General features: G+C 59.1%; 8 protein-coding genes and 2 pseudogenes. 7 read left to right on the top strand and 3 right to left on the bottom strand.

The window, feature by feature from the left end; all coding sequences use genetic code 11:
- Positions 1 to 59 precede the first annotated feature (59 nt).
- The 3 genes from HH1059_RS09815 to HH1059_RS09805 all read left to right on the top strand — a co-directional run bounded on the left by HH1059_RS09815 (position 60) and on the right by HH1059_RS09805 (position 8,394).
- Positions 60 to 3,263, top strand: a complete 3,204-nt coding sequence (locus HH1059_RS09815; protein WP_162549491.1) for a hybrid sensor histidine kinase/response regulator — start codon at positions 60 to 62, stop codon at positions 3,261 to 3,263.
- 119 nt (positions 3,264 to 3,382) lie between these two features.
- On the top strand, positions 3,383 to 5,467 hold the full coding sequence (locus HH1059_RS09810) for a putative bifunctional diguanylate cyclase/phosphodiesterase (RefSeq protein ID WP_096409984.1): 2,085 nt from the start codon (positions 3,383 to 3,385) through the stop codon (positions 5,465 to 5,467).
- A gap of 152 nt (positions 5,468 to 5,619) precedes the next feature.
- Entirely contained in the window at positions 5,620 to 8,394 is a 2,775-nt protein-coding gene (locus tag HH1059_RS09805; RefSeq protein WP_096409983.1) for a PAS domain S-box protein, read from the top strand.
- 116 nt (positions 8,395 to 8,510) lie between these two features.
- Here HH1059_RS09805 and HH1059_RS09800 read toward each other — a convergent pair whose 3' ends face one another.
- A complete protein-coding gene (locus HH1059_RS09800; RefSeq protein ID WP_096409982.1) occupies positions 8,511 to 9,881 on the bottom strand; it encodes an alanine/glycine:cation symporter family protein in 1,371 nt (456 codons plus the stop codon).
- A 368-nt stretch (positions 9,882 to 10,249) separates the two neighbouring features.
- Between HH1059_RS09800 and HH1059_RS13840 the strand changes: the two are divergent.
- Positions 10,250 to 10,607 (top strand): annotated as a pseudogene (locus HH1059_RS13840) (AAA family ATPase); the annotation flags it as partial.
- 154 nt (positions 10,608 to 10,761) lie between these two features.
- On the opposite strand, the pseudogene HH1059_RS13835 reads toward HH1059_RS13840, so the two are convergent.
- Positions 10,762 to 10,860 (bottom strand): annotated as a pseudogene (locus tag HH1059_RS13835) (antitoxin); the annotation flags it as partial.
- A gap of 103 nt (positions 10,861 to 10,963) precedes the next feature.
- Here HH1059_RS13835 and HH1059_RS09785 point away from each other — a divergent pair.
- Both HH1059_RS09785 and HH1059_RS09780 read left to right on the top strand, forming a co-directional pair.
- Entirely contained in the window at positions 10,964 to 11,482 is a 519-nt protein-coding gene (locus HH1059_RS09785; protein WP_231901935.1) for a lipocalin family protein, read from the top strand.
- 237 nt (positions 11,483 to 11,719) lie between these two features.
- On the top strand, positions 11,720 to 12,115 hold the full coding sequence (locus HH1059_RS09780) for a thiol-disulfide oxidoreductase DCC family protein (RefSeq protein ID WP_096409980.1): 396 nt from the start codon (positions 11,720 to 11,722) through the stop codon (positions 12,113 to 12,115).
- A gap of 190 nt (positions 12,116 to 12,305) precedes the next feature.
- Here the strand turns inward: HH1059_RS09780 and HH1059_RS13445 are convergent, their stop codons facing one another.
- Positions 12,306 to 12,476 carry a hypothetical protein gene (locus tag HH1059_RS13445; protein ID WP_162549489.1) on the bottom strand — a complete coding sequence of 57 codons (171 nt, stop codon included), beginning with the start codon at positions 12,474 to 12,476 and terminating at the stop codon, positions 12,306 to 12,308.
- A 59-nt stretch (positions 12,477 to 12,535) separates the two neighbouring features.
- Between HH1059_RS13445 and HH1059_RS09775 the strand changes: the two genes are divergently transcribed.
- The gene (locus tag HH1059_RS09775) at positions 12,536 to 14,497 is read left to right on the top strand and encodes an ethylbenzene dehydrogenase-related protein (RefSeq protein ID WP_162549488.1); all 1,962 of its coding nucleotides are present in this window, start codon (positions 12,536 to 12,538) and stop codon (positions 14,495 to 14,497) included.
- Positions 14,498 to 14,576: the final 79 nt, after the last annotated feature.

Genomic DNA, 14,576 nt, shown 5'->3' with positions numbered 1-14,576 from the left:
GGGGGGGGGGGGGGGTGAAGGGATGGATGGGCCTTCGGCGAAACCTAAGGGGTGAAGGGATGGATGGGCCTTCGGCGAAACCTAACAAGATCACGGCCGGGTTTCTCCACCAGCTGCTCGATTGTCAAGCCGCAGCCCTCTGTGTGTTGGATGCCACCGGTCGCCTAACCTACCTTAATTCAGCCGCCTGTCGTCTCCTTGGCCACTCCGATAGAACCGCGCTGCTTGGTACGAGCTTCGACACGCTGCTCGATACCGAACGGATTGAGCCATCGGCAACGGCGTTCATCGAACAGCTGATTCAGGTTGCCGTATCTGGTGAACCGCTCTCCATAGACTCCGCGGTTTGGCTGCGCCCACGCGTCGGGGACTCCTTCTCAGTAGTTATCGAGGCCTCACCGCTTCATGACGAGGAGACCGGGGACTGGGGCGTGGCACTTTCATTTATCGATTCGTCGGCGCAGTTTGCCTGTGAGCAGCGCCTGCGCCTGGCGACTTCGGCAGCCGAGCTCGGCATCTGGGAATACGATCTAAAAAACGGCCGGCTCGAGTGTGATGAGGGCATGTGCCGCCTCTACGGGATTGATCCGGCCACCTTCGGTCACGCCTCTGAAGGCTGGGTCGAGGCGCCGGAGTCCGAATCCCTCGACACCAAGGTCTTCGGTCACACCTTTGAGGAGTGGGCCCAGGCACTACTGACTAAGTCCCGCGAAGCTGCGGTCGCTGAGCCTTATGAGGCGGTGGCCTCGCGTACCCCATTCGATATCCAGATGGAGATTCGTCGCGCGGATGATGGCAGTTGCCGTACCCTGCACGGACATGCCCAGGTGATTTGCGATGCCTCCGGTAGCCCAGAGCGCATCGTGGGCATCAGCCGCGATATCACCGCGGAGCAGGAGTATCGTCGGCAACTCGCCGCAGCCAAGGAGCGCTTCGCGGGAATCTTCGAGCAGACCGGCAGTGGCGTGGCCGTCTTCCGTCCGGTGGATGAGGGACGGGATTTCGAGTGCATTGAGATCAATCCGGCATCCGAGCGCATCGAGCGGATCACCCGCGACGAGGTCATCGGTCGCAGGCTGACCGACTGCTTCCCAGGGGTCGTGGAAATGGGGCTGTTGGCAGCGCTGCAACGGGTGGCCCGCACCGGGGTGCCGGAGGAATTGCCGCTGGCCTTGTATCAGGATGAGCGTATCACCGGCTGGCGCGAGAACCGGATCTTCAGGCTCTCTTCCGGCGAAGTGGTCGCTGTCTGCGACGATCGCACCGAGATCAAGCGGGCTCAACAGGAGTCCGAGCGGGCGCGGGAGCAACTGGCCAATCTCACCGCGCAGCTGCCCGGGTTCATCTATCAATACCGGCTCTGGCCCGACGGCCGTCACGCCTTCGTCTATGCCAATGGCCGGGCTGAGCAGATCTACGGCGTCACGCCAGAACAGGCCTTGGAGCATCCCGATCACATCTATCAGGTCATCTACGAAGCCGATCGGGGAGAGGTTAACCGGAGCATTGAACGATCGGCACAGACCCTGACGCCTTGGTGCCAAAGCTTCCGGATCCACCACCCCTCAAAGGGAACGGTCTGGCTCGAGGGGGATTCCACGCCGCAGCGCCTGGCTGACGGCAGCACGCTCTGGCACGGGTACGTGCACGACATCACCGAGCGCCGGCGTGCTGAGCGGGCTGAACAACAGCTGCGCGAGCAACTTGAAACGCGCAAGCATGATCTCGAAGCGATCTTCGCGGCAGCCGAATCGGTCAGCCTGATTAAAACTGATCTCAATTCGGTAATCCTTGAGGCTAGCACCGGCGCTGAGGCGCTGTTTGGGTATCACCGTGAGGAACTGATTGGCCGACATATCAGCCTATTGCATACTGATGCTGACAGTGCGCGGCTACCCGGATATGCTGAATCGCTTTTCTGCGAGCACCAACCCGTCCGCATGGAGACGGAACAGGTCCGCCGGGATGGTAGTACTTTCCCGGCGCTGCTTACGATCCACCCCATCACCGATATTAATGGCGAACTGGTGGCGGCACTTGGTGTAAGCTTCGATATCAGCGAGCAGACGCGTACAGCACAGGATTTAGCCGAAGCGGTGACAGCTAAGACATACTTTCTTAACGCGGTTAGCCACGATCTGCGTACGCCCTTGAATGCGATTATCGGCTTTACCGACCTGTTGGCCGAGTCGTCGCTTAGCGCCGAGCAGCGGCGGCACGTCGAACTGTGCCAATCCGCTGGTCGCACCCTGCTAGGGCTGATTGATACGCTGCTCGATTTGTCACGCTTAGAAGCTAGGCGAATCACGCTGCACAAAGAGGCGTTTCTGCTAAGTGAACTTCTTGCAGAGAAAATGCCGATACTGGAAAAGCAGGCCAAGGATGAGGGTCTAGATCTGCAGTACTCTGTTGATAGTAACCTGCCGGAGCTACTGTTCGGTGACGTTACCCGTTTTGGCCAAGTGCTATTCAACTTGGTCAGCAACGCTATCAAGTTTACCGACGGCGGCTATGTCCGGGTCCATTTCTCCCGCTACGATACAAAGAGATTACAAGTCTCAATCCAGGATAATGGTCCCGGCATCCCCTATGAACTGCAAAGGCGGATATTTGAGCCATTTGATCGAGGCACCGATGAAGTTAGGCACCTGCAAGGCAGCGGTTTAGGTCTAGCTATCAGCCGGCAGCTAGTCAACCTAATGGGCGGGGAAATATGGCTTCGCAGCGTCCCGGGCCAAGGATCGACCTTCTCCTTCACTGCCGAGATCATTGGGGATAAAAGCGAGCTAACAGCAGATTCCGCTCAAGCTGAATCGGGCCCCGCCGGTAACACTCCAGCTGCTGAAGAGAATATCGCCGGTATGCAGGTGCTCGTCGCTGAGGACGAGCCGACAAATATCTTGCTGATTCAGTCGTTGCTCAAACGCTGCGGGGTGGAGGCCACAGTGGCCGAAAATGGCCAGGAAGCGCTCGATATCTGGCAGCAGGCTGAGCAGGAGTTCGATTTGATCCTACTCGATATGCAGATGCCTGTATTAAACGGGGCACAGACGGTAATGGAGATGCGCAAGGCTGAAGCAGAGCAAAATCGAGGTGCTACGCCAGTAGCCATGCTCTCTGCGCATGCTACCGCAGAGGTTCGCGAGCAGTGTTTGCAGAGCGGTGCCGACACTTATATGACCAAGCCAGTAAGGTTAGATTCACTCTCTCACCTGCTTGCTTGGGCGAAGAAGCGAAGTGGAAAAAACTGCGTCAATGGATAGAATCACTAGTACGGCGGCAGCCGCCTGCTGATCCCAACATCAACCCAGGAGAGCCCTATGGACGCGCACTCCACTCCTAGCTGGTACATGGTCAATCTCTGCGTGTGGTGGATCGATCAATGATCGAGGGATTCAACGGAACTTGGCCTTGCTCGCGAAGTGATGGCTCTTTGCGGTCACCCTCGGTTAGCCTGCTCGTCGTTGACGCACAGCACCGGATTACCCCGCTCAATCCGGCTGGCCGGGAGTTTGTTGGGCTTCAAAGCGACGAAGCGTCGATTCTGACAAATCAATTGGCTTGGCATTTGCAAACTACTCAGGAGAATCCCACTCCGGTGTGGCCCTGGGAGCAGCTGCTCGGCACCGCCCCTCCGCAAACAGAGGCTATCGAAGATATCCTTCACGCCCTGAACCCACAGCACCAACCCCGTGTACTTTACTGCTGCGCCGTCAAACAGAGCGGCGAGGACAAGGTCGGGCCGAAAGTATTGGTTGCTATCGAAGATCAAACGGAGCGCTTTGCCGCGGAGCGCGAGCATCAGCTACTGCTTGAGTTCCTCGAGGCGCTGCCAGATTATATCGGGATCGCTGACGCCAGCGGTCAACTCCTCTATCACAATGAGGCTATGTGTCAAGCTCAAGGGCAGGTTGGCAACGAGGAATCGTTATCTGCCCGGCTTGTTCAAGCCCATGACGATGAAAGCTTGCAATGCCTCCTGAATGAGGCCATCCCAACGGCCGAGAAGACCGGGTTATGGCGCGGGCAGACGCGCCTCAAGCACAGGGGGTTCGGGACCGACCTACCGGTGGAGCAGGTCTTGATCGCCCACCGTGACGAGCAGGGCGCGGTAGTGCGCTACTCCACTCTGATGCGGGATCTCTCTGAGCGCCATGCACATGAATCAGAGATAGAGCGGCTGCTTTACCACGATCCGATCACCGGTTTACCCAACCGCATGCTCTTTCATGACCGCATCGAGCAGGCTCGTATCCTCCAGGGCCAAAGTGATCCATGGCTGGCGGTGATTGTCTGCGACCTCAAGACATTCTCTGTAATCAACGGCAGTCGCGGGCAAGACTTCGGGGACGAGGTGCTTGCAGCGGTCGGTGCCCGATTGTGCCAGTTGCTGCCCCACACAGCCACTGTCGGGCGCCTCGGTGGAGATCTGTTCGGAATTTTGTTACCTCAGCTGCGCAGCAGTCAGGCAGTGGTCGATTTTGCCGAGCGCATTGTCGAAAAGGTTGGTGACCCGCTTGAGGTCTCCGATGAGGCGATTCAGGTTGGCTTGTGGGTAGGCATTACGCTCACATGCTCTAAGGACGAGTCTGCTGATGCGCTCATGGATCAGGCCGATGCCGCGCGTCGCGAATCGAGGCGGTCTGGATCGCGTTACGAGTTTTTCCGTGACGAGTTCACTCAGCGGGCACGGGAGCAGGTCTATCTGAGTACGGAGCTTCGCCGGGCCCTGGATGCAGGCGTTTTGACGGCACACTACCAGCCGCAGGTCGATTTGAGCAGCGGTCAGTGGCTCGGTATTGAGGCGCTAGTGCGCTGGCACCATCCCGAACAGGGCTGGATCTCGCCAGGGCGATTTATCCCGGTGGCTGAGTGGGCGGGGCTAATCCGCTGCGTTGGTGAGCAAGTACTCGACATTGCCGGTGAGCACTACCGGGTTTGGCTCGAGCAGGGTCTAGAGCCAGGCTGGTTGGCAATCAACCTCGCCGCGCCGCAGATGGAAGTCCCCGGCTGGGGCGATCAACTGCTGGAGCAACTCGCGCGCATCGGGATGACCCCGGATGAACTCGAACTAGAGATCACCGAGCGTCTCATGGTTAAACCCTCTGAGACGATAGTCAACGATCTGAACGAATTGCGTGAGCAGGGAGTGCGGGTGGCAGTAGACGACTTTGGTACCGGTTACTCGTCGCTCCATTACCTGACCAAACTCCCCGTCGATCGAGTCAAGATCGATCGCTCGTTTGTCGCGGATATCGCTGAGTGCCAACGCAAGGCGGCTGTTGTCGAATCGATCGTAACCCTAGGTAATCGCCTCGGGATGGAGGTGCTAGCTGAGGGAATCGAGACCGAGGCTCAGCGGTCGGCCCTGCTCGGCGCCGGTTGCTGGCAGGGTCAAGGCTTTCTCTTCAGTGCTCCGATGCCCAGCCGGGATGTGCTTGCATCCTGGGGTGTGCATGAGCAGTGAGTCACGGGGCCGAGACAGACGCCTCAACAACATTGCCCGCGCATGGGGGCTTACTGATACCCAGGTCGCGCGGCTACCCGTCGCTCCATTAATTGTGTATTCTATCAGGTAGGATCGGTGCAGCCGTAGCGCGTAGACCCCGGGAGAATCGCATGGACCCACATCTAACTCCTAGCTGGGACGATGCTATGGATGCCATGGGGCATCCGATCTTCCTCCACGATCAGGACTATCGGATCTTGCGCGCGAACAGCGCCTACCTCCAAGAGGCTGGCGCTACGCTCGAAGAGGTGATCGGCCACCCCTACTGGCACTTCTTCCCCTGCGGCGAGGGCCCCTTGCCCGGCTGTCAGTCGGCCATGGCCAAGGTGTCGGCTGAGAAGCGCGATGTTTATGATACCGGCTGCTCAGAGATCGCCGAGGAGTTCTCTGTGCCGGATGGCCGGACTTTCCTATCACGCTCGTATGTCGCCCGGGATGGACAAGGAGCCTACCGGTACTCCGTCCATATCCTCGAAGACATCACCGACAGGCGCTATCTCGAACAGGCGCATCAGGCCGCTGAAGCCAAGTTCCAGGCGATCACCACCGCCGCACTCGATGCCATTGTGCTGATCGATGCCGAGGACCGGCTGGTCTACTGCAACCCGGCCTTCGAGAAGCTGCTCGGCTATCGCGCCGAAGAACTTGAGGGCGTCCCCTTCCATGACCGCTTCGTCCCTGAGCGCCACAGGGCGGCCATGCAGGCAGGTATGCGCTATTTCCGGGAGTCTGGGGGGAAGACCCGCGTGGGGGAGCACACGGAGGTCGAGGCGGTCCACCGGGATGGGCACGAGATCCCACTGGAATTGTCTCTGGCGCCGGTGCAGATTGCCGGGCGCTGGCATGCCGCCGGAATCCTGCGCGATATCAGCGAGCGCCAGGCTTTGGAAAAAGTGCGAGAGCAGCTGGCTAACCTCACCGCGCAGCTGCCCGGGTTCATCTATCAATGCCAGCTCTGGCCTGATGGCCGCCATGCCTTTGTCTATGCCAATGGTGGGGTTGAGGACACCTACGGTGTTACGCCGCAAACGGTCCTAGAGTGCCCTGATCGCGTCTTTGAGTTAATGTACGAGGCCGATCGGGACGAGGTTAACCGAAGCATGGAACGATCGGCAAAGACCTTGACGCCTTGGCGCCAAAGCTTTCGGATCCACCACCCCTCAAAGGGAACGGTCTGGCTCGAGGGGAATTCCACGCCGGAACGCCAGGCCGATGGTAGCACGCTCTGGCACGGCTATTTGCACGACATCACCGAGCGCCGGCGTGCTGAGCAGGCTGAACAGCAGCTGCGCGAGCAACTTGAGGCGCGCAAGCACGATCTCGAAGCGATCTTCGCGGCCGCCGAGTCAGTCAGCCTGATTAAAACGGATCTGAATTCGGTAATCCTTGAGGCTAGCACCGGTGCTGAGGCGCTGTTTGGATACAGCCGTGAGGAGCTGATCGGCCGACACGTAAGCCTGTTGCATACTGATGCTGACAGCGAACGGCTACCCGGATATGTCGATCCCCTGTGCCATGAGCACCAACCCGCCCGCATGGAGACGGAACTGGTTCGCCGGGATGGCAGTAGATTCCCGGCGCTGCTCACGATCCACCCTATCACCAATTCTCGCGGCGAGCTGGTGGAAATGCTTGGCGTAAGCTTCGATATCAGCGATCAGAAGCGAGCGGCACAGGATTTGGCCGAGGCAGTGGCGGCCAAGACCACCTTCCTCAACGCCGTCGGCCACGACCTGCGCACGCCGCTTAACGCGTTGACCGGATTCGTCGAGCTGCTTGCCACATCGGATCTGGAGGAGGAGCAGCGCCAAAGCTACGTGCAGCAGTGCCGCCACGCCAGTCGCCGGCTGCTGGAGCTGATCGATTCGTTGCTAGATCTCGGTAGGTTGCAGTCTGGCCGGCTCAAGTTGCAGCCAGCGCCGTTTGATCTGCACGCCGCGATCGAAAGCCAGTGCACCGTGCACCGCCACCTCGCCGAAGAGCACGGCCTGCAGTTCACCAGTGAAATCGAGCCTGGCGTGCCGCAGTGGGTAGAGGCCGATGCCACCCGGCTGGGCCAGATCCTGTCGAATTTGCTCGGCAACGCGATCAAGTATACCAATGAGGGCCAGGTCGATCTGACGGTAAGCGCAGGCCACGGTGAATGGATCAGCTTCCGGGTACGCGATACCGGGCCGGGGATCTCCCCAGAGGATCAGGAGCACATCTTCGCGGCCTTCGATCGCGCTGGCTACCGAGGCTCGCGCAGTGGCCACGGTCTGGGGCTGGCTATCGTGCGCGAACTCACTGAGCTTTTCGGCGGGGAGGTTTCTCTTCAGAGCGCACCCGGGGTGGGCTCCACGTTTAGCGTGACGCTCCCGTTGCCGCCGGTTGCGGCGCCCGAGGCGACCCAGAACGCCGACTCAGGCTGCGGCCGTGCCTCCCTTCCCCTTAGCGGGGATGCTCCGGCCAGCACACTGAATGTGTTGGTGGCCGATGACGAGACGGTCAATGTCTTCCTGGCCCGTACCCTGCTCGAGCAACTCGGCTGCACGGTCACCACGGCCGAGGACGGCGCCGGCGCTCTGGAGGCTTGGCAAACACGGACTTTCGATGCTTTGATCATCGACCGCAACATGCCCGGATTCGATGGTGAGGAGCTGGCCGAGCGCATACGATCAGAGGAGAGGGCCCAAGGACACACCCGAGTTCCTATTGCCCTTTACACCGCCTATGCCCGCAGCGAGGTGGAGTCGGTCATTGAGGCCGGTCTCTTCGATGCATTTCTGAGCAAGCCGCTAGATCGCGCGGAGCTGCGACAGTGGATCGAGTCGCTGGCGCCGCGGAGGCCGTCCGATACCGCCACAACCCCGGGAGAGACGCATGGATCCACATCTAGCTCCTAGCTGTGACGATGCTATGGATGCTATGGGGCATCCGTTCTTCCTCCATCCCGGATAACCAGCCTAAGCGAGCCCCATAGCCGAACCGGCAAATTGCGGTCTTTTATAGATAAAGACCTTCACAGCCAATCCCGGCGCCGAAAATAGTCCTGCGCCTCGCGCATCACCCGCGGTGCTAGCAGCAAGGTGGCGATCATGGTGGGGATGGCCATCAGCCCGTACATGGCAGTAACCAGATAGATGACTACCTCCAGTGTGGCCACTGCACCTACTACCACCAGTGCTGTATAGAAGTACTTGTAATAGTGCTGGTACTCGGCGCCGACGAGAAAGCCGAGACACTTCGCGCCGTAGTACCAGAAGGTGAACATCGTCGTCATACTGAATAGCACCACTAGCACCGCCACCAGCCACGGCCCGGCGCCGCCGAGGGCCTCGGCAAAGGCGGCGGCGGTGAGTGCCGCGCCTTCGACTTCGCCGTCGGCGACCCAGGCACCGGTGATGAGGATCACCAGGGCCGTGCAGGTGCAGACGATGAGGGTATCGACAACCGGTCCGATCATGGCCACCAGGCCGGCGCGAACCGGTTTGCGGGTCTTGGTTGCGCCAAGGGCCATAACCTCGGTGCCGATCCCGGCCTCGTTGGAGAAGGCTCCCTGGCGCACGCCGACGATCATCACCCCAAGCAGCCCCCCGGCTACCGCTTGCCCTGAGAAGGCGTCGGTGACAATCAGTCCAAGGTATTGCGGGATTTCCGCGGCGTTGAGGGCAAGGATGCCTACCGCACAAAGCATATAGGCGATGACCATGGCAGGTACCAGACGCGAGGCTACGTAACCGATGCGCCAGATTCCACCGAATATAACCGCCGCGACCACTGCGGCTATGGCGCAGCCGAAAAGTAAATTGAACCACGGAATCTGCTCCTCGGTGAGCAGGTCGGCCGGCACCAGTATCGCATCACGCAAAGCTTCGGTGAGTTGGTTGATCTGAAAAATTGGCAGGGTGCCGAAGAGCCCGGCGATGCAGAAGAACATAGCAAGCGGCATCCAGCGCCGGCCCAGGCCTTCGCGGATCATGTACATTGGGCCACCCTGAAGGTTGCCCTGGCTGTCGTAGCCGCGGTAGAGCAGGGCTGAGGTGCAGGTAAAAAACTTAGTGGCGACGCCGACGAGCGCGGTCACCCACATCCAGAAGATAGCACCAGGTCCACCCATGGTTATCGCCACCGCCACTCCGGCGATGTTGCCCAGGCCTAAGGTCCCCGAGAGCGCTGTGGAGAGGGCTTGAAAGTGGTTGATATCGCCCGGGTCGTCGGGACGGTCGTGGCGTCCGGCTACTACCGCGAGGGCGTGTCCGAAGTGGCGATAGGGCAAGCCGCGGGAGAAGATCAGGAAAAAGATCCCGCCACCGACTACCAGGGCGATTAGCGGCGGTCCCCAGAGGAAGTCCGAGAGTGAGGAGAAAGCCGCCTCTACGCGCTCTACCATGGGCAGCTCCCATTGATGGTATTGGCTTAAGTTGAGTGTAGCAGTATCGCCCGGTATTGCATAAATTCACATTAGCTTCACTCTGGCCACCCCGCCGCAGATTGCGATTGTTAGGGTTTGCGTGCTACCGCTGGGCAAGGTTTTACCAGTACACTGTAGGGAACCTCTAAAACTTCGCCGGCGCCACCATCTGCCCCGGTGTGGAGGACGCCGTGAATCCATCCCTGGAGGCTTCATGGCGCCATCCCTTAGGGATCGCAAGGAACCTGGGCTTTCCAGCCCATGAAGTTCGAAAAATTCGGGTTGTCGTAGAATCCAATCAACAGTCACTATTTGGTGGCCTGGAATAGGTATTTTGGCGCTCTCTTATGACTAGCCGACGCAAACTGCCTATCGGCATCCAGACCTTTGCCGATATCGTCAGCGGTGAATACTACTACGTCGACAAGACGCCTCACATTGAGCGTCTGATCAATGCCGGCAAGTACTTCTTCCTCTCCCGTCCGCGCCGCTTCGGCAAGAGCCTGTTGCTCGACACCCTGAAGTCGCTCTTCGAGGGACGGGAGGCACTCTTTCGCGGTCTCTACATCCACGACCGGTGGGAGTGGTCGGTACACCATCCGGTGATTCGCCTGAGCTTCGCCGACGGCGTACTGCATAGCCGGCAGCAAACTCGACCAGCACATCAGCGAAATCCTTCACGATCAGGCAGAGAGACTCAGCATCGACAGCCACTTCGCCGCCTTGGGCCTCGGTGTAACCGTGAAGGACGCCAGCAACACCGGCCGAGTCGATATGACGACCGGCTTCGACGGCCATCTTTACCTCTTTGAATTCAAGGTCGTCGAGCAGGTGCCCGAAGGGAAGGCGCTAGAGCAGCTTATCGATCTTCATGCAGACGACCCTCGACATATTTCTGGAGGATGCTGGCAATAAGTGTCTGGTATGGTATCCCTTCGGCCAGAGCTTTTTTCTGGAGCATCTTGCCCTATACGCTGCAGCCGTAAAAACTTAAGGGTTCTTTTGTGAATAATTTAATATCCACCACCAGGCTAACAGTCCGCTCTTGTATAGGAGCAGTCGTGGCTGTTTTTTTGCTTAGCTCTTGCACCGGGGCGCCTTCCGGAATTGAGCCTGTAAGCGACTTCGATGCCGAACGCTATACTGGCAAATGGTACGAGATCAAGCGGCTGGATCATCGCTTCGAGCGTGGTTTGACCCATGTTACAGCTGAGTACCAGGCTCAAGATGATGGCACAATTAAGGTCATTAACCGTGGCTTTGACACTGATGATTGCGAGTGGAAAAGCATTGAAGGTACAGCTACCTTTCGCGAAAGCCCCGACATCGCCAGTTTACGGGTGGTGTTTTTCTGGCCAATCGCTGGCGGATACCACGTGATCGTCCTTGATGATGACTACGAGTGGGCCATGGTTTCAGGGCCTAGCCGTAATTACTTATGGATTTTGGCGCGCGAGCCTGATCTTGATGAGGATGTGCTGTCTGACCTGGTAACAAAAGCTGAGGAGTGGGGTTTCGCGGTAGACGAACTTGTGGAAGTCGAACACGACGGCTCACCGGAGGATGGGGTTTGTCCTTGATGTTTGATCAGTCACTATGACTGGGGAAACTCTAGACACTTCCCTGGCGTCATCATCTCCCCCGGCGTGGAGGACGCCGTGAATCCACCCCTGGAGGCTTCATGGCGTCATCCCTGGCGCCAAGAGCTCCACGCCGGGGCAGGTGATGGCGCCTGGGAGGCCGGAGGTGTCTAGAGGTGCCCGGCTGGTGGAACTGAAAGTTAATGTGAACTTAATACAGCGACAGAGGCTGATAAATTGGTTGATTCTCAATCTACTTCTACCGATACCCGTCCAACAGTATTTTTTGATGGGCAATGCCCGGTCTGTCGGCGTGAGATTGCTTTATACCAGCGCCTTGACCGGGCAGGTGCTATTGAGTGGCGCGACCTTCATGAGCCTAATTCGCTAGAGGGAACCGGGTTGACCTGGGAGCAAGCCATGCAGCGTTTCCATTGTAGGGATAGAGATGGGAGCTTACATAGCGGTGTAGCTGCCTTCACGGTAGTGTGGTCGTACCTGCCTTACTGGCGTTGGCTGTCGTGGTTAGTTCGTGGACTGGGGCTTACCCGGGTGCTGGAGCCTTTCTATCGGTGGTATGCACGGCGGCGTTATCAGCGCGTTTGTAGCATCGACGGGAAAGATTGCAAGTGATGGAGCGCTGCTGAAGTTGTCCACAAAAGCTGTGGAAAACTCTGTGGAGAAAGTCTCTCTGCCTAATCTGAACAGGCCTTTGGCGGATTTGAATAGACTTTGTTCAGAAAAGTGGCTACTGCATTTAAATCAACGCCTTATGAGTCTTTTGAAGATCTCAAAGCGACGCTCGCGCACTATCACGGGCTGATTATCCGTCAAAATCGCGAGCTTTGCGGGTTGTGCATAACTGGCTTAACCGGGTAACTTTAACAAGCAAATGGTGGCCTCTAAAAACTTCGCCGGCGCCGCCACCATCCGCCCCGGTGTGGAGGTCTTGGCGCCAGGGATGGCGCCATGAAGCCTCCAGGGATGGATTCACGGCGTCCTCCACACCGGGCGGATGGTGGCGGCGCCGGCGAAGTTTTTAGAGGTTCCCAAATGTCAAGGGCTAATGGAGCGGTGTCGAGCATGGTGTGCAAGCGTGAAACAAAGGTTGCGTGGCTGCTGAGTGGCCGCTTATCCGGAAGAGGATTTCGGGTTGCGGCGGTCATCAGTAGTCTCGTCCTTCTTGGGGGAACTGGCTGTGAGAGGACCGGTGACACACAGCCGGAGCCCGATGCTCAACGCCCGGATGCCTCGTTGCTAGCCCTAGATCTCTTTGCTGTCGAGGACCCGGAGCGGCTTGAGGTTGCGAGGCGGATAGAGGATCTTAGCTTCGGCGAGCCGGTGCGAGTCACTGCCTTCTATCCCAATCAGGCCAGCCGGCTGTGGCTCGCCAATGCCGGTGAAGGTCGCCAGCCGAGTAGCGGCTACCACTCTGAGGCCGAGACTGACGGCCATCAGGGCTGGTACGCCTTTGAGCCTGGCAATCCTACCGGCTGCTGGAACTGCCATGCGGATCCGGATTACGGCCATGGCGGGATAGATAGTGAGTGGGACTGGGCCGCGTCTAATCCGTTCGAGATGGGGGTCGATCTCAGCGAAGCAGCAGCAGACTACGACAAGCCGGGCACGCGTGAGCTGGAGTTGCGGGCTGCGCGGGATGCCGAGTATCTGTATATCCACGCGTCGTGGACTTCGGACACCGATGCCAGCGGTCGTGATCGGGGCGAGCCGGGCCCGAACATAACCCATCAGACCTACCGCTGGGATGCCGATGAGCAGTCATTCGGCGCTCGGGGTGAGCAGCGCAATGCGGGCTCCGAGCGGGCCGAACCGGTAGCTTCAGAAGATCTCCCCGCTCAGGGGCGCTTCGACTACGAGGAGCGACTCGTAGCGATGAGTGCGCCGGCTGCCGATCCGGTTACCGACGAGTTCGACGGCGGCGAGAGCGGTAATTTTAATGCTCAGGGCTGCTTTATCGCTTGCCACGATGATCTGCGTAATATGCCCGGTGCCTATGAACCTGAGGCCTCAGACGTTGAGGGTACGCTGCTTGAGGGTCAGTCGGACATGCGCCACTACACCCTCAATAGTCGCGATCTGGAGGGGCAAACCCCGGACGACTACCGCGCCCCTGAGCGGCTGGCATCCCGTTACGAGGGACGTGACACCCAAGCCCTGGCAGATTCCTTGGAGCAGGGGCGTTTTCTCGATCTGTTCCAGGTTCGAATGGGACGTTCAGCGCCGATGGGTCATGCCTCCGGGGACTACGTCTACCACTACCGTGAGGGTAACAATGCGTTGGTTGAGGAGGACGAGCGCTTCAGCCCCAGTGGTCGGGGCAACTGGCGTAACCAGGATCCTGGGGATGGCGTCGAGGGTGACTACCTGCGGTATGTCTACGATCCCCGAGAAACCGGATTCTGGGGGTTAGACGAGGAAGAATTCGCCAAACTGCGCCGCGCAGGGCTTGGTCCGCTGATCGTTGAGCCTGGGCACCCCCGCAATAACGCTATAGATCTGGCAGAGGACGATCATCTCATCGCCTGGGACGGCGAAGACTACGTCCTGCAGAAAGACTTTGGTCCTTATGGGGATGCTGGGGACGCCTTGGGTGACATTCTCGACGATGGGGTGCTGATCCCTCGGCGCGTCATGCAGGAGGCGGAGGGGGCGCGGAGCAGTGTCTGGGCCTTCACCGGCTGGACAGAAACGGAAGCAGGCGAAGGCCGCTATGATGTGGTGGTGGTGCGGCCTCTCGAGGCACGTTCAGCTGACGGTGGCCTCATCACGGATCACGAGCTGGGTAAGGCTCTCGATAGGGCCGGGATGACCTTCGGTTTCGGCATTCACGACGATCACACCGGTAACCGTAGCCACTACGTAACGTTACCGGTGGGCCTGGTGGCGGAGGGCGAAGAGGATGCGTACCTAGCGGAGGTAGCATCACTCTACGACACTGATGAGGAAGGGTTGCGCGGGCGCTTGCCGGTGATCGAGGTGGCCGGGAACGAGTAACAGAGGTTTGGGGAGGCTATCTCTTCCCCAAGCAGCCAATGAGATTACGTCGATGTGGTCTGCCGAGTAGGGTGCCGTA

Origin of the sequence: Halorhodospira halochloris (genome assembly GCF_002356555.2) — a bacterium.
GTDB lineage: Bacteria > Pseudomonadota > Gammaproteobacteria > Nitrococcales > Halorhodospiraceae > Halorhodospira > Halorhodospira halochloris.
This window is presented reverse-complemented; position numbering and strand designations above follow the sequence as displayed.

Bases quoted from the DNA above. Each gene is read 5' to 3' on its own strand.
- HH1059_RS09800 (WP_096409982.1), bottom strand. From the start codon at position 9,881: ATGGTAGAGCGCGTAGAGGCGGCTTTCTCCTCACTCTCGGACTTCCTC.
- HH1059_RS09815 (WP_162549491.1), top strand. From the start codon at position 60: ATGGATGGGCCTTCGGCGAAACCTAACAAGATCACGGCCGGGTTTCTC.
- HH1059_RS09775 (WP_162549488.1), top strand. From the start codon at position 12,536: ATGTCAAGGGCTAATGGAGCGGTGTCGAGCATGGTGTGCAAGCGTGAA.
- HH1059_RS09810 (WP_096409984.1), top strand. From the start codon at position 3,383: ATGATCGAGGGATTCAACGGAACTTGGCCTTGCTCGCGAAGTGATGGC.
- HH1059_RS09805 (WP_096409983.1), top strand. From the start codon at position 5,620: ATGGACCCACATCTAACTCCTAGCTGGGACGATGCTATGGATGCCATG.